This is a genomic window from Serinicoccus sp. CNJ-927, assembly GCF_001942435.1.
GTDB classification, from domain to species: domain Bacteria; phylum Actinomycetota; class Actinomycetes; order Actinomycetales; family Dermatophilaceae; genus Ornithinicoccus; species Ornithinicoccus marinus.
The window spans coordinates 101,120-117,589 of sequence record NZ_MKKF01000001.1; the positions used below are offsets into that span (position 1 = coordinate 101,120).

Annotated in this window: 13 protein-coding genes and 2 pseudogenes; 4 read left to right on the forward strand and 11 right to left on the reverse strand. The window is 72.6% G+C overall.

Features of this window, described 5'->3' with window-relative positions:
- Positions 1 to 10 precede the first annotated feature (10 nt).
- Positions 11 to 1,321 (forward strand): DUF58 domain-containing protein, encoded by a 1,311-nt coding sequence (locus BJF86_RS00485; RefSeq protein ID WP_075816537.1) that lies wholly within the window; start codon positions 11 to 13, stop codon positions 1,319 to 1,321.
- A gap of 104 nt (positions 1,322 to 1,425) precedes the next feature.
- Here BJF86_RS00485 and BJF86_RS00490 read toward each other — a convergent pair whose 3' ends face one another.
- Complete coding sequence (locus tag BJF86_RS00490; RefSeq protein WP_075816550.1) at positions 1,426 to 2,421, reverse strand: stage II sporulation protein M; 996 nt, start codon at positions 2,419 to 2,421, stop codon at positions 1,426 to 1,428.
- A 48-nt stretch (positions 2,422 to 2,469) separates the two neighbouring features.
- On the opposite strand from BJF86_RS00490, the gene BJF86_RS00495 reads away from it, so the two are divergent.
- Positions 2,470 to 3,276, forward strand: a complete 807-nt coding sequence (locus tag BJF86_RS00495; RefSeq protein WP_075816538.1) for an RDD family protein — start codon at positions 2,470 to 2,472, stop codon at positions 3,274 to 3,276.
- Here BJF86_RS00495 and BJF86_RS00500 read toward each other — a convergent pair.
- Together BJF86_RS00500 and BJF86_RS00505 are read right to left on the reverse strand one after the other, a co-directional pair.
- On the reverse strand, positions 3,264 to 4,406 hold the full coding sequence (locus BJF86_RS00500; RefSeq protein WP_075816539.1) for an adenosine deaminase: 1,143 nt from the start codon (positions 4,404 to 4,406) through the stop codon (positions 3,264 to 3,266). The two genes, BJF86_RS00495 and BJF86_RS00500, sit on opposite strands and share 13 nt — an antisense overlap.
- Complete coding sequence (locus BJF86_RS00505; protein WP_022924970.1) at positions 4,399 to 4,749, reverse strand: cupin domain-containing protein; 351 nt, start codon at positions 4,747 to 4,749, stop codon at positions 4,399 to 4,401. Before BJF86_RS00505 ends, BJF86_RS00500 begins: the two co-directional genes overlap by 8 nt.
- Before the next feature lie 24 nt (positions 4,750 to 4,773).
- On the opposite strand from BJF86_RS00505, the gene deoC reads away from it, so the two are divergent.
- On the forward strand, positions 4,774 to 5,643 hold the full coding sequence (deoC, locus tag BJF86_RS00510) for a deoxyribose-phosphate aldolase (RefSeq protein WP_083652602.1): 870 nt from the start codon (positions 4,774 to 4,776) through the stop codon (positions 5,641 to 5,643).
- 12 nt (positions 5,644 to 5,655) lie between these two features.
- On the opposite strand, the gene BJF86_RS00515 is transcribed toward deoC, so the two are convergent.
- Together BJF86_RS00515 and BJF86_RS00520 are read right to left on the reverse strand one after the other, a co-directional pair.
- Complete coding sequence (locus BJF86_RS00515; RefSeq protein WP_075816540.1) at positions 5,656 to 6,945, reverse strand: thymidine phosphorylase; 1,290 nt, start codon at positions 6,943 to 6,945, stop codon at positions 5,656 to 5,658.
- Positions 6,946 to 7,005: 60 nt separating this feature from the next.
- Positions 7,006 to 7,710, reverse strand: a complete 705-nt coding sequence (locus tag BJF86_RS00520; RefSeq protein ID WP_075816541.1) for a hypothetical protein — start codon at positions 7,708 to 7,710, stop codon at positions 7,006 to 7,008.
- Between the two features lie 69 nt (positions 7,711 to 7,779).
- On the opposite strand from BJF86_RS00520, the gene BJF86_RS00525 reads away from it, so the two are divergent.
- Positions 7,780 to 8,445, forward strand: a complete 666-nt coding sequence (locus tag BJF86_RS00525; protein ID WP_143553606.1) for a hypothetical protein — start codon at positions 7,780 to 7,782, stop codon at positions 8,443 to 8,445.
- A gap of 413 nt (positions 8,446 to 8,858) precedes the next feature.
- On the opposite strand, the pseudogene BJF86_RS00530 reads toward BJF86_RS00525, so the two are convergent.
- The 6 genes and pseudogenes from BJF86_RS00530 to BJF86_RS00555 all read right to left on the reverse strand — a co-directional run.
- A pseudogene (locus BJF86_RS00530) lies at positions 8,859 to 9,245 on the reverse strand (cytidine deaminase); the annotation flags it as partial.
- 64 nt (positions 9,246 to 9,309) lie between these two features.
- Positions 9,310 to 10,616 (reverse strand): annotated as a pseudogene (locus BJF86_RS00535) (ABC transporter permease).
- Positions 10,613 to 11,947, reverse strand: coding sequence for an ABC transporter permease (locus BJF86_RS00540; protein WP_075812728.1), 1,335 nt, complete (start codon positions 11,945 to 11,947; stop codon positions 10,613 to 10,615). The pseudogene BJF86_RS00535 and the gene BJF86_RS00540 overlap by 4 nt, the downstream one beginning before the upstream one ends.
- Positions 11,944 to 13,617 (reverse strand): ABC transporter ATP-binding protein, encoded by a 1,674-nt coding sequence (locus tag BJF86_RS00545; protein ID WP_075816543.1) that lies wholly within the window; start codon positions 13,615 to 13,617, stop codon positions 11,944 to 11,946. Before BJF86_RS00545 ends, BJF86_RS00540 begins: the two co-directional genes overlap by 4 nt.
- 162 nt (positions 13,618 to 13,779) lie before the next feature.
- Entirely contained in the window at positions 13,780 to 14,946 is a 1,167-nt protein-coding gene (locus BJF86_RS00550; RefSeq protein ID WP_075812732.1) for a BMP family lipoprotein, read from the reverse strand.
- Positions 14,947 to 15,090: 144 nt separating this feature from the next.
- On the reverse strand, positions 15,091 to 16,347 hold the full coding sequence (locus BJF86_RS00555) for an amidohydrolase (RefSeq protein WP_237767490.1): 1,257 nt from the start codon (positions 16,345 to 16,347) through the stop codon (positions 15,091 to 15,093).
- Between the last annotated feature and the right edge of the window lie 123 nt (positions 16,348 to 16,470).

Consider the following 16,470-nt stretch of genomic DNA (forward strand, 5'->3'; position numbering starts at 1 on the left):
AGGCACTGCGATGGTCGTCCGTGGTCCCGTCGTGGCACTGGCCCTGCTCGGGCTGGTGCCGGTCGTGCTGTGGCCGGACTCCGCCGGAGCCGTGGCGGCGGCGTGGCTGCTCGGGGTCGCGGTGCTGGTCGCCGCCGACGTCGCCATGGCGCCCGCGCCGCGATCGCTGCTGCTCGAGCGCGCCCCGGTGCCGCAGGTGCGGCTGCTCGAGGAGACGCGGACGACGCTGACGGTCACCAACCCCGGCTCGCGACGTGTCCGGGGGCTTCTCCGGGACGCGTGGGTCCCCTCGGCCGGTGCCCAGGAGCCGACCCGGCACCCGCTGGACCTGCCGGGCGGTGAGCGGCGGACGGTCCATACCGCGCTGCGGCCGACCCGCCGCGGCGACCGCCCTGCGGTGGGGGTGACGGTGCGCACCTTCGGCCCGCTGGGCCTCGGTGGACGCCAGCGGACCACGCCCGTGCCCGGGGTGGTGCGCTCCCTGCCGCCCTTCCGCTCGCGACGGCACCTGCCGGCCAAGCTCGCCCAGCTGCGCCAGCTCGACGGCCGGTCCGCGGTGCGCACCCGGGGTCAGGGCACCGAGTTCGACTCGCTGCGCGACTACGTCGAGGGCGATGACGTGCGCTCCATCGACTGGCGGGCCACGGCGCGGCGCCAGAACGTCGTCGTGCGGACCTGGCAGCCCGAGCGCGACCGGCGCGTCATCCTCGTCCTCGACACCGCCCGCACCAGCGCCGCCCGGATCGGTGACGAGCCGCGGCTGGACGCCGCGATGGACGCCGCCCTGCTCCTCGCGGCGCTCGCCTCCCGGGCCGGCGACCGCGTCGACCTGGTCGCCGGGGACCGCAGCATCCGGGCGAGGGTCGGCTCGGGCACCACGGCCGGCCGCTCGGGGCTGCTGCACCAGCTCGTCACCGCGATGGCCCCGCTGGAGCCGGTGCTGCTGGAGGCGGACTGGTCGCTGCTCGCCGGGGCGGTGACCTCGCTGACCCGCCGCCGCGCGCTCGTCGTGCTGCTCACCCCGCTCGAGCCCGCCGCGCTGGAGGAGGGCCTGCTGCCGGTGCTGCCCGGCCTCACCGCGCACCACCGGGTCGTCGTCGCCTCGGTCGCCGACCCGGCCCTGGAGGACATCCGGACCGGCACCGACCGGGTCGAGCAGACCTACGCCGCCGCCGCGGCCGAGCGCACCGAGTCGCTGCGGCACCGCACCGCCGTCGCGCTGAACCAGCTCGGCGTCACCGTGCTCGACGAGTCGCCCGAGGACCTGCCCGTGGCCCTGTCCGACCACTACCTGGCGCTCAAGGCCCAGGGCCTGCTCTGACCCTCCCGCTCCCCCGACCGGCCGCACGGTCTGCGTCGACCGGCGGCACCGCCTCGGCCTCCCGGTCACGGACTGCCTCGTCCTACGCCTGGGAGGTATGCCGGTCAGGCCGAGGTGGGCGCGGAGGCCGCCTGCAGCTCCTCGCCGACGTCACCGTCCGCACCCCGCAGCGCCGCCCGCCGGCCGAGCGTGAAGACATACACGAAGAAGAGCAGCAGGGCGAGGACACCGATCCCGACCCGCGCCCACGTCGGCAGCGGCGAGGGCGTGACGAAGCCCTCGATGACGCCGGAGAGCAGCAGGACGAAGACCAGCCCGATCGCGACACCGGCCGCGGTGCGCCCCTCGGCCGCGAGGTTGGACAGCCGGGTCCGGCGCCCGGGCGCGACCCAGGCCCAGAACAGCCGCAGCCCGACCCCGGCCGCCACGAAGATCGCCATGAGCTCGAGCAGACCGTGCGGCGTGATGAGCCCCCAGAAGACGTCGGCGCGGCCGTGCCGGTGCATGAGCGAGCCGATGACCGCGACGTTGGCGATGTTCTGCCACAGCAGCCAGATCACCGGCACACCGAGCACGCCCATGCCGATGCAGCGCGCCGCCACCCAGGCGTTGTTGACCCAGACCAGCGTGGAGAAGCTGCTCGCCGCGTGCTCGGAGTAGTAGGACTCGAAGCTGACGTTGACCAGCTCGGTGACCTGCTCGGTGCTGAGCAGGGACTGCTCGACGACCGGGTTCTGCACCAGCCACCACCCCAGCACCAGGCCGACGACGACGTTGGCCGCGGCGGTGATCCCCCACCACCACCGCAAACGGTAGAGCGCGGCCGGGAAGTCCTCGGCGAAGAAGCGGCCGATGCCCGCCCAGGACATCGTCGGCACGCGCGCCGCGCGGGCCCGGGCACGTGCCACCAGGGTCGACAGGTGCGTCACGACCGTGGCGTCGGGGGCGCTGGAACGCATGACCGACAGGTCGGTGGCGGCCCGCTGGTAGCCGTCGAGCAGCTCGTCGGCCTGCGCGCCGTCCAGCCGGCGCTCCCGCGAGAGCCGGTCCAGCCGCTCCCAGGCCGCGCTCCGCCGCCCCACCAGCGCATCAAGGTCCACGGGACCACGGTAGGCCATCACCGCCGGCCGCAGGGATAGAGTGCGGCCATGGCGACGCGGGGGATCTTCGAGGCCCAGCGCTTCGTGACCAGCGAGGCGGTCGAGATCGAGCTGCCCGCCGCCCAGGTCCCGACCCGGATGGTCTCCGGGATCATCGACCTGCTCCTCGTGGCCGTCGGCGTCTTCCTGCTCGTCTGGCTGGTGCCGGGCGAGGTCTTCGCCGCCGACGCCGCCCTCGGGCAGGTCTTCGTCATCGTCGTGGTGGCGCTGGTCATGGCCGGGGTGCCGATCACGCTGGAGACCCTCACCCGTGGCCGCACCGTGGGCAAGATGGTCATGGGGCTGCGGACCGTCCGGGACGACACGGGCCCGATCGGCCTGCGGCACGCGATCATCCGCGCGCTGGCCGGCACCGTCGAGCTCTGGATGACCCTCGGCAGCGTCGCGCTCATCACCGCCATGACCAACGAGCGGGCCAAGCGCCTGGGTGATTTCCTCGCCGGCACCTACGTCGTGCACGACCGGGTGCGGCTGCGGATGCTCACCCCTCCGCAGACGGCCCCCGAGCTGGCCGACTGGGTGGCCGGTGCTGACATCGGGGTGCTGCCCGACAGCCTCGTCGTGGCGACCCGGCAGTTCCTGGCCCGGGCCGGGACGCTCACCCCGGCCGCCCGGGCGCAGACCGGCAGCGAGCTGTATGCCGCCGTGCTCGGCCACGTCGCTCCCCCGCCGCCGGACGGCGCCCACCCGGAGCAGGTCATGGCCAGCGTGCTCGCGCAGCGGCGGCGCCGCGACGAGGAGCGGCTGGAGCGCGCCGACGCCCTGCGCGCCCGGGTGCTCGGTCAGCCGTCGTAGGCGGGCTTGAGCACGTCCTCGATGATCGCCAGCCGCTCGTCGAAGGGCAGGAAGGCCGACTTCATCGCGTTGACGGCGACCCGCCGCAGCTCGGCCCGGCCCCAGCCGCCGCGCTCCACGAGGAGCTGCGCCTCGCGGCTCATCGACGTCGCGCTCATCAGCCGGTTGTCGGTGTTGAGCGTCACCCGGAAGCGCAGTGCGTCCAGCAGCCGGATCGCGTGCTCCTCGATCGAGGGCGCCGCACCCGTCTGCACGTTGCTGCTCGGACACATCTCCAGCGGGATCCGCCGGTCCCGGACGTATGCCGCCAGCTCGCCGAGCGCGAAGGCGCCCGGCTCCTCCTGCGCCCGGGCGATGGCCCCGGCGAGGTCGTCCGTGACCGGTGACCCGTCGAGGGTGATGTCGTCGACGATCCGGATGCCGTGCCCGAGCCGCTCGGCCCCGCACCACTGGATCGCCTCCCAGATGCTGGCCAGCCCGAAGGCCTCGCCCGCGTGGATGGTGAAGTGCGCGTTGGCCTGCCGCAGGAACTCGAAGGCACCGAGGTGCCGGGTCGGGGGGAAGCCGTCCTCGGCGCCGGCGATGTCGAAGCCGCAGACCTCGCTGTCACGGTGCCGGACCGCCAGCTCGGCGATCTCCCTGCTGCGCGCCGCGTGCCGCATCGCGGTGAGCATCGCCCGCGCCCGGATGCGTCCGGCCGGTGCCTCCGCCTCACCCTGCGCCACCTCGCGCTCGCCGTCCCGCAGCCCCTCGTTGACCGCCGCCACGACCTCGTCGAGACCCAGGCCGCCCTCGAGGTGCTGCTCGGGGGCATACCTGACCTCGGCGTAGACCACGCCGTCCGCCGCCAGGTCCAGGACGCACTCGCGGGCCGTGCGCCGCAGGGCGTCTGCCGTCTGCATCACCCCGACGGTGTGGGCAAAGGTCTCGAGGTAGCGCACCAGGGAGCCGCTGTCCGCGGACTCGGCGAACCACGCCGACAGGGACGCCACGTCGTCGGCCGGGAGCGCGGCATACCCCTGCTCCTGCGCCAGCTCGAGCACCGTCGCCGGGCGCACGCCGCCGTCGAGGTGGTCGTGGAGCAGCACCTTCGGCAGCGCGCGGATCTGCTCGGCGCCCAGCTCACTCATCGCGGTGCGCCCGCTCGGGGGTGAAGGCGGGGGCGCAGACGGCGAGGTATTCCGCGCCGCCGGGTCCGACCGAGTAGCGGACCCACTCCCCGGCGCGGGTCAGCACGCACTCCCCCGCGCCGACGTCGATCTGACCGTCCTCGTGCTCGACCACGAGGTGACCGGCCAGGACGTAGGTCACCTCGTCGAACTCGGGCCGCTGGCCCGGCTCGTCCCACCCCGCCGGGGCGGTCATCCGCGCGACCGAGACACCGTCGTGCCCGGTGCTCGCGGAACCGGCCAGCTCCTGGATCAGCTTCTCCCCGGTCCCGGGCACCCGGACCGGCCGCAGCATCGTCGGCATAGCAGTGATCCTAGAGTGGTGGTCATGTCGCACATCATCGCCCCCGGGACCAGCCTGACCGCGCAGGACGTCGCCGACCTCATCGACCACGCGCTGCTCAAGCCCGAGCTCACGCCGCAGGAGGTCGAGCAGACCTGCCGCGAGCTGGCCCAGGACGAGATCTGGTCGGTGTGCGTCCGGCCCTCGGACGTCCGGCTGGCGCTGCAGGCGGTCGAGGGGCACCAGACCCGGGTATGCACGGTCATCGGCTTCCCGCACGGCACCACCTCGACCGCCGCGAAGGTGGCTGAGTCGCGCCAGGCGCTGGCCGATGGCGCGACCGAGCTGGACATGGTGCTCAACATCGGGTGGTTGCGCGGTGGTGACGTCGAGGCGGTCAAGCAGGACATCGCCGCGGTCGTCGAGACCGGCCACGCAGCCGGAGTCCTGGTGAAGGTCATCTTCGAGACCGCCCTGCTCGACGAGGCGCAGAAGGAGGCGGCCTGCCGGGCGAGCGAGGACGCGGGGGCGGATTTCGTCAAGACCTCGACCGGCTTCGCCGGCGGTGGCGCGACGTTGCCGGATGTGCGGCTCATGCGGGCCACGATCCCGGACACGATGCAGGTGAAGGCCTCGGGCGGGGTCCGCGACATCGACACCCTGCTGGCGATGGTCGCCGAAGGCGTCACCCGGATCGGGACCTCCTCCACCGAAGCCCTGCTCGCGGGAGCGCGCGAGCGCGAGGAGGAGGGGACGCTGGTCGTGCCCGAGCCGGGCGCGAGGCTCCCGGCGCCGACGGCGAGGGTTACTGACCGCGCGGTGGGGTCGACCGACCGCGTACGTGGCTCGACCGACCGCGGCCAGCGCGTGCATGCCGCGGCCGGTCCGTGCATACCGTGCCTCCGGTCGGAGTGACCGGGCGGCGGGTCAGCTCACGCGGTCGATGACGATGCTGTCGGCGGTCTCGACCTGGTCGGCGGTGCCGATGGCCCAGGCGCCCTCCAGCGCCTCGGTCGCCCGGCCGAGCCGCTGCTCCTCGTCGGTGTGCAGCGTCATGAGCGGCTGACCCTTCTTGACCTCCTCGCCGGGCTTGGCGTGCAGCACCACGCCGGCGGCGGCCTGCACCGGGTCCTCCTTGCGGGCGCGACCGGCGCCCAACCGCCATGCCGCGACACCCACGGCGAGTGCGTCCAGCCGGGTGAGCACCCCGTCGGCGTCCGCGAGGACCTCCTGGCTCTCCTTCGCCTCCGGCATCGGGGCGTCCGGGTCACCTCCCTGGGCCTCGATCATCCGCCGCCAGACGTCCATGGCGCGGCCGTCGGCGAGCGCGTCCGCGGGGTCGACGTCGGTGACGCCGGCGCCCTCGAGCATCTCCCGGGCCAGTGCCACGGTGAGGTCCACCACGTCCTGGGGGCCGCCTCCGGCGAGCACCTCGACCGACTCGGCGACCTCGACGCCGTTGCCGGCGGTCAGCCCGAGCGGGGTCGACATGTCGGTGAGCAGGGCGACGGTGTGCACGCCGGCGTCCTGCCCCAGCGCCACCATCGTCTCGGCGAGCTCGCGCGCGTCTTCTTGGGTCTTCATGAAGGCCCCGGAGCCGACCTTGACGTCCAGCACGAGCGTGCCGGTGCCCTCGGCGATCTTCTTGCTCATGATCGAGGAGGCGATGAGCGGGATCGCCTCGACGGTCCCCGTCACGTCGCGCAGGGCGTAGAGCCGCTTGTCCGCCGGGGCCAGGCCGGACCCCGCCGCGCAGATGACGGCACCGACGTCCTCGAGCTGGTCCAGCATCTCCTCGTTGGACAGCGCCGCCCGCCAGCCGGGGATGGCCTCCAGCTTGTCCAGGGTGCCGCCGGTGTGGCCCAGGCCCCGCCCGGAGAGCTGCGGCACGGCGACGCCGCATGCCGCGACCAGCGGCGCCAGCGGCAGCGTGATCTTGTCGCCGACACCACCGGTCGAGTGCTTGTCGGCCGTCGGCCGGGACAGCGAGGAGAAGTCCATCCGCTCCCCCGAGGCGATCATGGCGCTGGTCCAGTCGCTGATCTCGCGGCGGTCCATGCCGTTGAGCAGGATCGCCATGGCCAGGGCCGCCATCTGCTCGTCGGCGACGACCTCCCGGGTATACGCGTCGATCACCCACGCGATCTGCTCGGGGCTCAGCTCGCCCCGGTCGCGCTTGGTGCGGATGATGTCGACGGCGTCGAAGGACTCACTCATGCAGGCCAGTGTGGCCTATCGACGATCCTCGCCGCCGCCGGGTAAGCCGAGCCGGTGGGCTCAGGCATACCGCCCGGTCTGCCCGAGCGCGCTGCACGTCTGGACCACGCGCGCTACCTTGCCGCCGGGCGGCTGCTCCCCGCGTGCCGCCGAGACCTCCCGCTCCAGCCGGCGCAGCCCCGCCTCGAACTCCTTGCGCCCGCTGCCCGGCACGCCGCTGGCCCCGTCGAGCATCATCAGCGACCGGCGGGTCATCTCCTCGATCTCGCCGAGGAGTCGCTGCGTGTCCGCGTCGGAGCCGGTGCGCGCCGCGGCGTCGAGCTCACGGGCGAGGCGGCCCAGGTGCAGCTGCCCGAGGGAGACGACCGGATCGGTCGACGTGCTGGAGGGGTATGCCGCGGCGCCGGGCGTCGCCGAGGCAGCGGGTCGGGTGGTCGGCGGCTCGGGCGTCGGCTGGTCCGCGCCGCTCGGGCCCTGGCCGGGCAGCGGAGGGGGCGATGACTCTCCGGGGAAGCGCGGCACGTCGATCCGGGGCAGCCCACCGTCGTCCTCGGCTCGTGCTGCCGGGTCCTGCTGCGGCGCGGGCGGCTGCTGCCCCTGCGGCCGTCCACCGCCGACCTGCCGCGCCCGCCGCGGGCCGGTGACCATGCTGAAGATCACCGCGCCGATGATGATCGGGATGACCGGGAGGTCGAGGTCGGTGAAGATGTTGAGCAGGATGATCGCGAAGATGATCCCGGCCCACGGCACCTGCTTGCCCTTCATGGGGGACATCATGCCGCTCCCTCGGTGCGACCGGTGGTCGCACCGACCTGGTGTGACATCCTGAGCGGCGTGCTCGTGGCTGACCTCATGACCCTCGTCGCTCCTCCGGTGACCGATCTGCTGCGGCGTTCCCAGACTGGGACGCCGTCACCGCAGCCGATGTTCCCGACGATGGTGGCGGTCCGCAACGACCGCGTCGTGGCGATCGTCTCGACGCCGCGCATCGAGGCCACGATGTCGGCCGCCACCAGCCTGGCCGTGGGGCTCGACCCGCAGGCGCTCGTCGTCGCGACGGAGGCACGCTTCGACGGTGAGCAGCCGGCGTTGACGTATGCCGTGATGACCCGGGAGCGGACCGCCCGCTGGGTGCTGCAGGAGATCACCGGGTCCGGCGACGAGGTGCGCTTCTCGGTGCCGGTCGACGGGGGCGAGCCGACCGGGCAGGCGGCCGGGACGCTGCGGCTGCTGGCCGAGGCGATGGCGCAGCGGCCGGTCGACGTCAGCACGGTGGCGCGGAGCGACCGGGGTGGCACCTTCGGCGAGGAGACCTTCCTGCCGCCCGAGCAGGGCCGGGTCGTGGTCGACGCCGGCACCCTGGCCACGCTGCAGGAGCGGGTCGCCCAGATCGGCGGTCGGGCGCTCTACGTCGCCCGCAGCCCCGAGGCGGGCCGGCTGGCGCTGTCCGCCGGCCTCCCCCGTGCCTGCCTGCTCGGCGGCTATCCCGGCTCCGCCTGAGCCGCGCCCGCGCATACCCGGGGGTCGCGCGCTGCCAGTCCCGCCGGCACCCCACACGCGTCCACCCGGCAGTCGCGCGCCTCCCACCCTCGGCCACGCGGCAGCAGTCACACGCCCCCCACCCGCATCGCAGCGCCAGGAAATCCCCGTATGCCGGGCTCATAGGCCCAGCAGATGAGCATTTCCCGGCAGCCGGTGACCACCGGGGCGCACGTTATGTGCGGTGTCCAGTCGCCGCCGGGACCCGGAACCAACGTTGGGATAGCCCGACCTTCATCGGCATATTTCCTCATGCAAGTCGGGCTAGCCTGACGTTGGTCCCCAGAGCCGGGGAGCCGAGCATGTGCGGGCCCGGGGGGCGGGGGGCCGGGCCCGTGAGTCAGGGGAGGCCGCGAAGGCCGGGCGCAGGAGCGGTCGAGGTCCTCAGCGCCGAAGGCCTGGGGCAGCACCTCGTCCATCCGCAGCACGCCCTCGGGCGTCTGCAGCAGGCACTCCGCTCCCCCGTGCTCCCACACGAGCTGCCGGCACCGGCCGCAGGGCATGATGGTCTCGCCGCGCCCGTCGACGCACCACACCGCCACGAGCCGCCCGCCGCCACCGGCCACGAGGTCGGAGACCATGCCGCACTCGGCGCACAGCGTGACGCCGTAGCCGGCGTTCTCGACGTTGCACCCGGCCACGACCCGGCCGTCGTCCACCAGGCCGGCGACGCCCACGGGGTAGCCGGAGTACGGCGCATACGCCCGCCGGGTCATCTCCACCGCCCGGTCGTGCAGCGGCTGCCAGTCGATCTCGGCCACGTCTCCTCCTCGGTGCTGCGCAGTTCTGGTATGCCGCTCGCCCGGCTCCACCTGGGCGCCCGGCTCAGCTCTTGGTGTAGGGCACGCCCTCGGCGGCCGGCGGGCGGACCCGTCCGACGAAGCCGGCGACGGCCAGGATCGTGATGACGTAGGGCAGCATGAGCAGCAGCTCGGAGGGGACGCCGCTGCCGATGGTCGACAGCACGTTGCCGAGGTTCTTGGAGAAACCGAAGAGCAGCGCCGCCATGACGGCGCCCCACGGGTTCCACTTGCCGAGGATCATCGCGGCCAGCGCGATGTAGCCCTGCCCGGCGGACATCTCGCGACCGAAGGCCAGCCCGGAGCCGACGGTGAAGAAGGCGCCGCCGAGGCCGGCGACCGCCCCGCCGAGGATGGTGTTCCACACCCGGCGCACGTTGACCTTGATGCCGACCGTGTCCGCGGCCTTGGGATGCTCGCCCACGGCGCGCGTCCGCAGGCCCCAGCGGCTGCGGAAGAGCATGAAGTGCAGCCCGATGACCAGGACGTACATGAGGTAGACCAGGATCGTCTGGTTGAACAGCACCGGCCCGATGACGGGGATGTCGGCCAGCAGCGGGATCCGGATGCGCGGTAGCGGCATCCGCGTGTTCCACAGCGCCTTGTCGTCTGACAGCACCGTGGAGAAGAGGAAGCCGGTGAGCCCGATGATGAGCGTGTTGAGCACGACACCGACGATGATCTGGTTGACCCGGAACGACACCGCGAACCACGCCAGGGCCGCCCCGACCAGACCGCCCGCGATCGGCGCCGCGACGAGACCGAGGTAGGCCGAGCCCGCCGCCGAGGCGACCACGGCACCGGCGAAGGCACCCATGAGCAGCTGCCCCTCGATGGCGATGTTGATGATGCCCGAGCGCTCGCAGATCACGCCGGACATCGCGCCGAAGACCAGCGGCACCGACAGCGCCAGCGCGCCCGCGAGCAGCGAGACCATCGGGATGACCGTGCTGCGGCCGGCGCCGACGAAGGTCAGGAAGGAGATGACGAAGCTGCGCCGACGACGACGTGCAACCACACCGGGACCGGCCGGCGGGCGCGGTAGCGCACCCACGCGAAGGCCGTCGCGGCGAGCATGACGACGAGCAGCACGACGAGGGTGGCCAGCGCCGGCAGCGGGATGTTCGGTATGCGGAACAGGTCGCCGCCGGTGCCGAACTGGAACGTCGTCCGGGCGTCCGCCGGGGTGTCCAGCACCCAGGCGAGCAGCGTCACCAGGGCGGCGAGGGCATACACGACGGTCGTCTTGATGCCGACCTTCGGGCGACCGCGGGCCGGACCCTCCCCCTCGGAGGGGGTGGTCGGTGCCGGGGCCTGCGTGGGGGTGCTCATGCCGTGGCCTCCTGGGTCTTCGCGTCGCCGCGGGAGACGCGTCTGCGTCGCGGCTTGTCGGGGTCGGGCAGCCGGAAGACGCTGCGCACCAGCGGCGGGGCCGCGATGAGCAGCACGATGAGCGACTGCACGACGAGCACGATGTCGATGGGGGTCGCGGTCAGCGACTGCATGAGGAAGCCGCCGGCCTTGAGCGCGCCGAAGAGCAGGCCGGCGAAGAAGGTGCCCCACGGTCGGGAGCGCCCGAGCAGCGCCACGGTGATGGCGTCGAAGCCGAAGGAGGCGGCGACCCCGGCCGTGAGCGAACGCTCGGTGCCGAGCACCTGCGCCGTCGCGGCGAGCCCGGCGAGCGCGCCGGCGAGCACCATCGTGATGACGGTGATCCGACCGACCGACATGCCGGCCGTGCGGGCGGCGGCCGGGTTGGCCCCGACGGCCCGGATCTGGAAGCCGACGGTGGAGCGCTCCATGAGCCACCACACCGCGATGGTGGCGAGGATGGCCACGACGAAGCCCCAGTGCAGCCGGAAGCCGTTGTCCGGCCACAGCCACTGCGGCACCAGGAGCGGGTAGGTCGCGTCCGCCCCGACCGCCGGGCTGCGCTGCCCGGTCCGCCCCGGGTTGAAGCTCGGCTGCTTGAGCATGTAGCTGATGAGGTAGACCGCGATGTAGTTGAGCATGATCGTGACGATCACCTCGTTGGCGCCGAACCGGGCCTTGAGCACACCCGGGATCCCGCCCCAGACGGCGCCGCCGACGAGGCCACCCATGATCGCCACGAGCAGGTGGATCACCGGGGGCAGGTCGAAGGCGAACCCGAGCCAGGCGCAGACGATGGCGCCGACGATGATCTGCCCCTGCGCGCCGATGTTGAACAGGCCCGCGCGGAAGCCGATCGCGATGCCCAGGCCCGCCAGGATGAGCGGGACGGCGAAGACCATCGACTCGGTGAGCGGGTCGACCATCCCGGCGAGGGTGTCGGCCCGCCAGTCGAAGACCGAGCCGCGGAACATCGCGACGTAGGCCTCCCACATGGCGGTCCACCCGGCCGAGATCGTGTCCAGCGGCCGGGCGAAGAAGTAGGTCGCGGCCTCGCGGGTGTCCTCGTCGGCGAAGGCGATGAGCAATCCGCCGATGAAGAGCGCGAGCACGACGGCGAGCACCGACATCAGGGCGCTCCCGGAGAGGATCTGGTGCAGGACCGAGGGGCGCTCCTGCTCGCGCAGCGTCGGCCCGCTGCCGCCGGTGTCACCGGGTGGCGTGGCGGTGACCGACTGCTCCTCCCCCGCGTCGGGTCCGTGGGACTGGCTGGCGTGGGGCTGGTCGCTCACGGCTGCTCCTCCGTGGTCGTCGGGGCAGGGTCGGCGTGCTGATCGTGGTCCTCGTCCCTGGGCCGGCGCTGCTGCGCGTCAGGTATGCCGTCGCCGTCCAGGTCGGCCCGCCCCAGCACGGAGTGGTGCTGGGCGGCCTGCTCGCGGGCCTCCTCGAGCGGCACGCCGGCCATCATGAGGCCGAGGACATCACGGTTGACCGCCGTGCCGTCCTCGCCGACGGCGTCGACGACGCCGATGATCCGACCGCGGTACATCACGGCGATCCGGTCGGCGAGACCGAGGACCTCGTCGAGCTCGGTCGAGACGATGATGACCGGGGTGCCGTTGTCGCGCTCGGCGACGATCCGTCGGTGCACGAACTCGATGGAGCCGACGTCCAGGCCCCGGGTCGGCTGAGAGGCGACGAGCAGGCGCAGCGGACGCGACATCTCGCGGGCGAGGACGACCTTCTGGGCGTTGCCGCCGGAGAGGGTGGAGATGGGGTCGTGGATCGAGCTGAGCCGCACGTCGAACTCCTCGGTGCGCTGTTCGGCGTTGCTCGCCACGGTGGCCGGGCTCATGGAGATGCCCCGGGCGAAGGGCTCGGTGTCGTAGAGGTCGAGCACGAGGTTCTCCGCGATGGAGAAGCTGGGGACGACGCCGTCGGTCGAGCGGTCCTCGGGGACGAAGCCGATCCCGGCGCGGAGCCGCTGCTTCACTCCCTTGCCCGCGAGGTCCTCGCCGTCGAGCCGCAGGGTGCCGGAGTCGGCCTCCTCCAGGCCGAGGATGACCTCGGCGAGCTCGGTCTGGCCATTGCCCTGGACCCCCGCGACGCAGAGGATCTCGCCGGCCCGGACGTCGAAGGAGATGTCGTCGACGAGCACGGTCCCGGCGTCGTTGGCCACGGAGAGCCCGTCGACCTCGAAGGCGGCGTCGCCCGGGGTGGCCGCCTCCTTGTCGACGGTCAGGCTGACCGAGCGCCCGACCATGAGCGAGGCGAGCTCGGTCTCGGTGGAGCTGGGGCTGGCCTCGCCGACGACGGCGCCGCGGCGGATGACGGTGATCCGGTCGGCGATCGCGCGGACCTCACGCAACTTGTGCGTGATGAAGACGATGGAGGTGCCGGACTCCTTGAGCTCGCGCATGATGCCGATGAGCTCGTCGGTCTCCTGCGGCGTGAGCACCGCGGTCGGCTCGTCGAGGATGAGCACCTTGGCGTCCCGGGAGAGCGCCTTGATGATCTCGACCCGCTGCTGCACCCCGACGGGGAGGTCCTCGATCTTGGCGTCCGGGTCGACGTGGAAGCCGAAGCGGTCGGAGATCTCGGTGACCCGGCGCCGCGCCTCGTCCAGCTTGAGGGCCCCGACGGCCCCGGTGGGCTCGTAGCCGAGCGCGACGGACTCCGCCACGGTGAAGACCGGGATGAGCATGAAGTGCTGGTGGACCATGCCGATGCCCGCGGCGACCGCGTCGCCCGGCCCCTTGAAGGTGACCGGCTCGCCGTCGAGCAGGATCTGCCCGTCGTCGGGGTCGTAGAGGCCGTAGAGGACGTTCATCAACGTGCTCTTGCCGGCGCCGTTCTCTCCCAGCAGCGCGTGGATCTCGCCGGGTTCGACGACGAGGTCGATGTGGTCGTTGGCCACCAGGGATCCGAAGACCTTGGTGATGCCCTGCAGCTCGAGCTTCATCGCGGTTCCTGCTTCATGGCACCTCACGGGGACGGGCCGAGGGAAGGTGGGGTATGCCTGCACCTCGGGTGATGCGGTGGACAGCGTAGCGGCCCGACCCGGTGGGGTCGGGCCGCTACCCGATGTGTCAGCCGGCCGGCTGCTGGCCGGACCGGCGCACGGTCACTGCTGCGGGCTGTTCTCGGACTCGACGGTCAGGTCGCCGGAGATGATCATCTCGCGAAGCATGTCGATCGCCTCGTTGAGCATCATGGTCTCGCCGTCGGGGCCGGTGACCTCCTTGGCGGCGACGTCGCCCTCCATGTCGTGGTAGGGCGCCAGGCCGACGCCGTCGTTCTCGAGCGTGCCGACGTAGGGCTCGTTGGAGAAGCCGCCGTCGACGGTCTCGGTGATGGTCTGCTCGACGGCCGGGCCGATCTGCTTCATGACCGAGGTGAGCATGAGGTCGGAGTACTCCGTCGCGGTGAGGTAGCCGTCGGAGTCGACCCAGACGATCTTGACGTCGTCGCCGCCCTCGGCCGCCGCGGCGGCACCGAGGCCGACCGGGCCGGCGACCGGCATGACGATGTCGGCGCCCTGGGAGATGAACTGCTCGGTGAGCGTCTGCCCCTGGCTCTGGTTGTCGAAGTCACCGGAGAAGGCGCCCTCCTGGGCCCCCTTGTCCCAGCCCAGCAGGTTGACGTCGGTGCCGTTGTCCTCGTTGAACTTGTCGACGCCGTCGGCGAAGCCGTCCATGAAGACCGACACCGACGGGATCTGCAGGCCGCCGAAGGTGGCGACGGTGCCGGTCTCGGTCATGCCGGCCGAGAGATAGCCGGCGAGGAAGCTCGCCTCGGCGGTGTTGAAGAGGATCGGCTTGGCGTTGTCGAGCTCCACCGGCGCGGAGTCGGCGTCGCTGAAGGCGGAGTCGATGAGCGCGAAGTTGGTGTCGGTGTTGTCCTCGGCCGCGGTCTGGATCGCGTCCTCGAGGAGGAAGCCGACGCCGATGGTGATCGAGCAGCCCTGGTCCACCAGGCCCGCGACGTTGGTGGCGTAGTCGGTGTCGGCCTGCGACTCGACCTCGACGGTCTCGATGCTCAGGGCCTCCGCCGCGGCATCCAGACCCTCCTTGCCGGACTGGTTGAAGGACTGGTCGTCGAAGCCGCCGGCGTCGGAGACCATGCAGGCCTTGAAGTCGCTGGCCGCTTCGCTGTCCCCGCCTCCTTCGCTGCTCTCGGCGTTGTCGCCGCCTCCGGCGTTCGACTCGTCTTCGGTGGGGGCCTCGCCGCACGCGGCGAGGAGGAGGGTGGCCGCCGCACCGGCGGTGGCAAGCTTCAGGACCCGACGCACGGGAAACTCCTTTGTCCTGTGGGTATGACGCGAAGATGGTAACCCTCGTGACCGGCGAGTAGGCGTCAGGTGACGCGCACGTCAGCCACAACGTGATGCAAGCGTGACCTGGACCGTCACATCAGCCACAGCAGTGCTGGAGCGTCACGTCCGTGACTCGCCGAGGGCGGTGAAGACCGACCCAGCGAGCAGCTTGGCGGCGACGAGGACCGAGCGCTCGTCCACGACCAGGTCGCCCTGGTGCAGCTCGTAGGTCGGCCCGCCGGGGGTGCGGGTGCCGAGCCGGGCCATCGCCCCCGGCACCTGCTGGAGGTACCACCCGAGGTCCTCACCGCCCATCGACTGCTTGGTCGGCTGCACCGCTCCCGCGCCGAGGAGCAGCATCGCCGCCTTGGACATCGCCATCACCGAGCTGTTCTCGTTGTCGACCGGCGGCACACCCTTGGTGTAGTGCACGGTGGCCTTGACCCCGTAGGGCGCCACGACGGCGTCGACGGTCTCGGTGAAGATCGGCTCCACGACCTCCCACAGCTCGGGGTCGAGCATCCGCAGGGTGCCGAGCGCCTCTCCCTGCGCGGGGATGACGTTGGCCGCCGCCCCGGCCCGCACCACCCCCCAGACGAGGACGGCCGCGGCGCGGGGGTCGAGCCGGCGGGTCAGGGCGGCCGGGACCTCGGTGACCACCTTGGCGAGGGCATACGTGATGTCCTGGGTGAGGTGGGGGCGGGAGGTATGCCCTCCGCGCCCGCTGATGACGACGTGCACCTGGTCCGAGGCCGCGGTGATCGGGCCGACGCGCAGCCCCACGCTGCCGACGTCGACCGAGGGGTCGCAGTGGACGGCGAGCATGCGGTCGACGCCGTCGAGGACGCCGTCGTCCATGACCTTGAGCGCGCCGCCCGGATGGGTCTCCTCGGCGGGCTGGAAGACCAGCCGCACCCCGACGCCGCGGGCGTGCAGCTCCTCGTCGAGGGCCAGCAGCGCGAGCCCCGCGCCGAGCAGGCCGATGGTGTGCACGTCGTGGCCGCACGCGTGGCAGGCCCCGGGGGTGCGGGAGGAGTAGGGCAGACCAGTGACCTCCTCGATCGGCAGCGCGTCGAGGTCGGCCCGCAGGGCGATCCGGGTGCGCGGCTCGGGGTGGCCGAGGTCGACCACCGCACCCGTGCCGGGCAGCGTCCGCACCCGCGCACCGGTCTCGGAGAGCACCCCGGCGACCAGCTCGGTGGTGCGGTGCTCCTCCCAGCAGATCTCCGGCTGCTGGTGGACCTCGCGGCGCCAGGCCAGCAGCTCCTCGGCCCGGGCGTCGACCTCGTCCTCGACCCGTCGCAGCACCTGGGCCAGCGAGCTGGGCTCGGGAGCGGCGGCGCTCTGGTGCAACGGGCGGGTCAGGTCGGTGGTCAACGGCTCTCTCCGGTCGGGTGATGGATCACCCATCAGGATACGCAGCCCCGCCCCACGCTCCTCGCTCAAGCACGCCGGGACGCCCTGGGAGCTGGGCCTGGCCGAGACGCAGCAGACGCTCCT

Excerpts from the sequence above, each read along its gene's own strand:
- BJF86_RS00500 (WP_075816539.1), bottom strand. The coding sequence starts at position 4,406 with ATGAGTGAGCTGGGCGCCGAGCAGATCCGCGCGCTGCCGAAGGTGCTG.
- BJF86_RS00485 (WP_075816537.1), top strand. The coding sequence starts at position 11 with ATGGTCGTCCGTGGTCCCGTCGTGGCACTGGCCCTGCTCGGGCTGGTG.
- BJF86_RS00505 (WP_022924970.1), bottom strand. The coding sequence starts at position 4,749 with ATGCCGACGATGCTGCGGCCGGTCCGGGTGCCCGGGACCGGGGAGAAG.
- BJF86_RS00520 (WP_075816541.1), bottom strand. The coding sequence starts at position 7,710 with ATGAAGGGCAAGCAGGTGCCGTGGGCCGGGATCATCTTCGCGATCATC.
- BJF86_RS00495 (WP_075816538.1), top strand. The coding sequence starts at position 2,470 with ATGGCGACGCGGGGGATCTTCGAGGCCCAGCGCTTCGTGACCAGCGAG.
- BJF86_RS00545 (WP_075816543.1), bottom strand. The coding sequence starts at position 13,617 with ATGAAGCTCGAGCTGCAGGGCATCACCAAGGTCTTCGGATCCCTGGTG.
- deoC (WP_083652602.1), top strand. The coding sequence starts at position 4,774 with ATGTCGCACATCATCGCCCCCGGGACCAGCCTGACCGCGCAGGACGTC.
- BJF86_RS00515 (WP_075816540.1), bottom strand. The coding sequence starts at position 6,945 with ATGAGTGAGTCCTTCGACGCCGTCGACATCATCCGCACCAAGCGCGAC.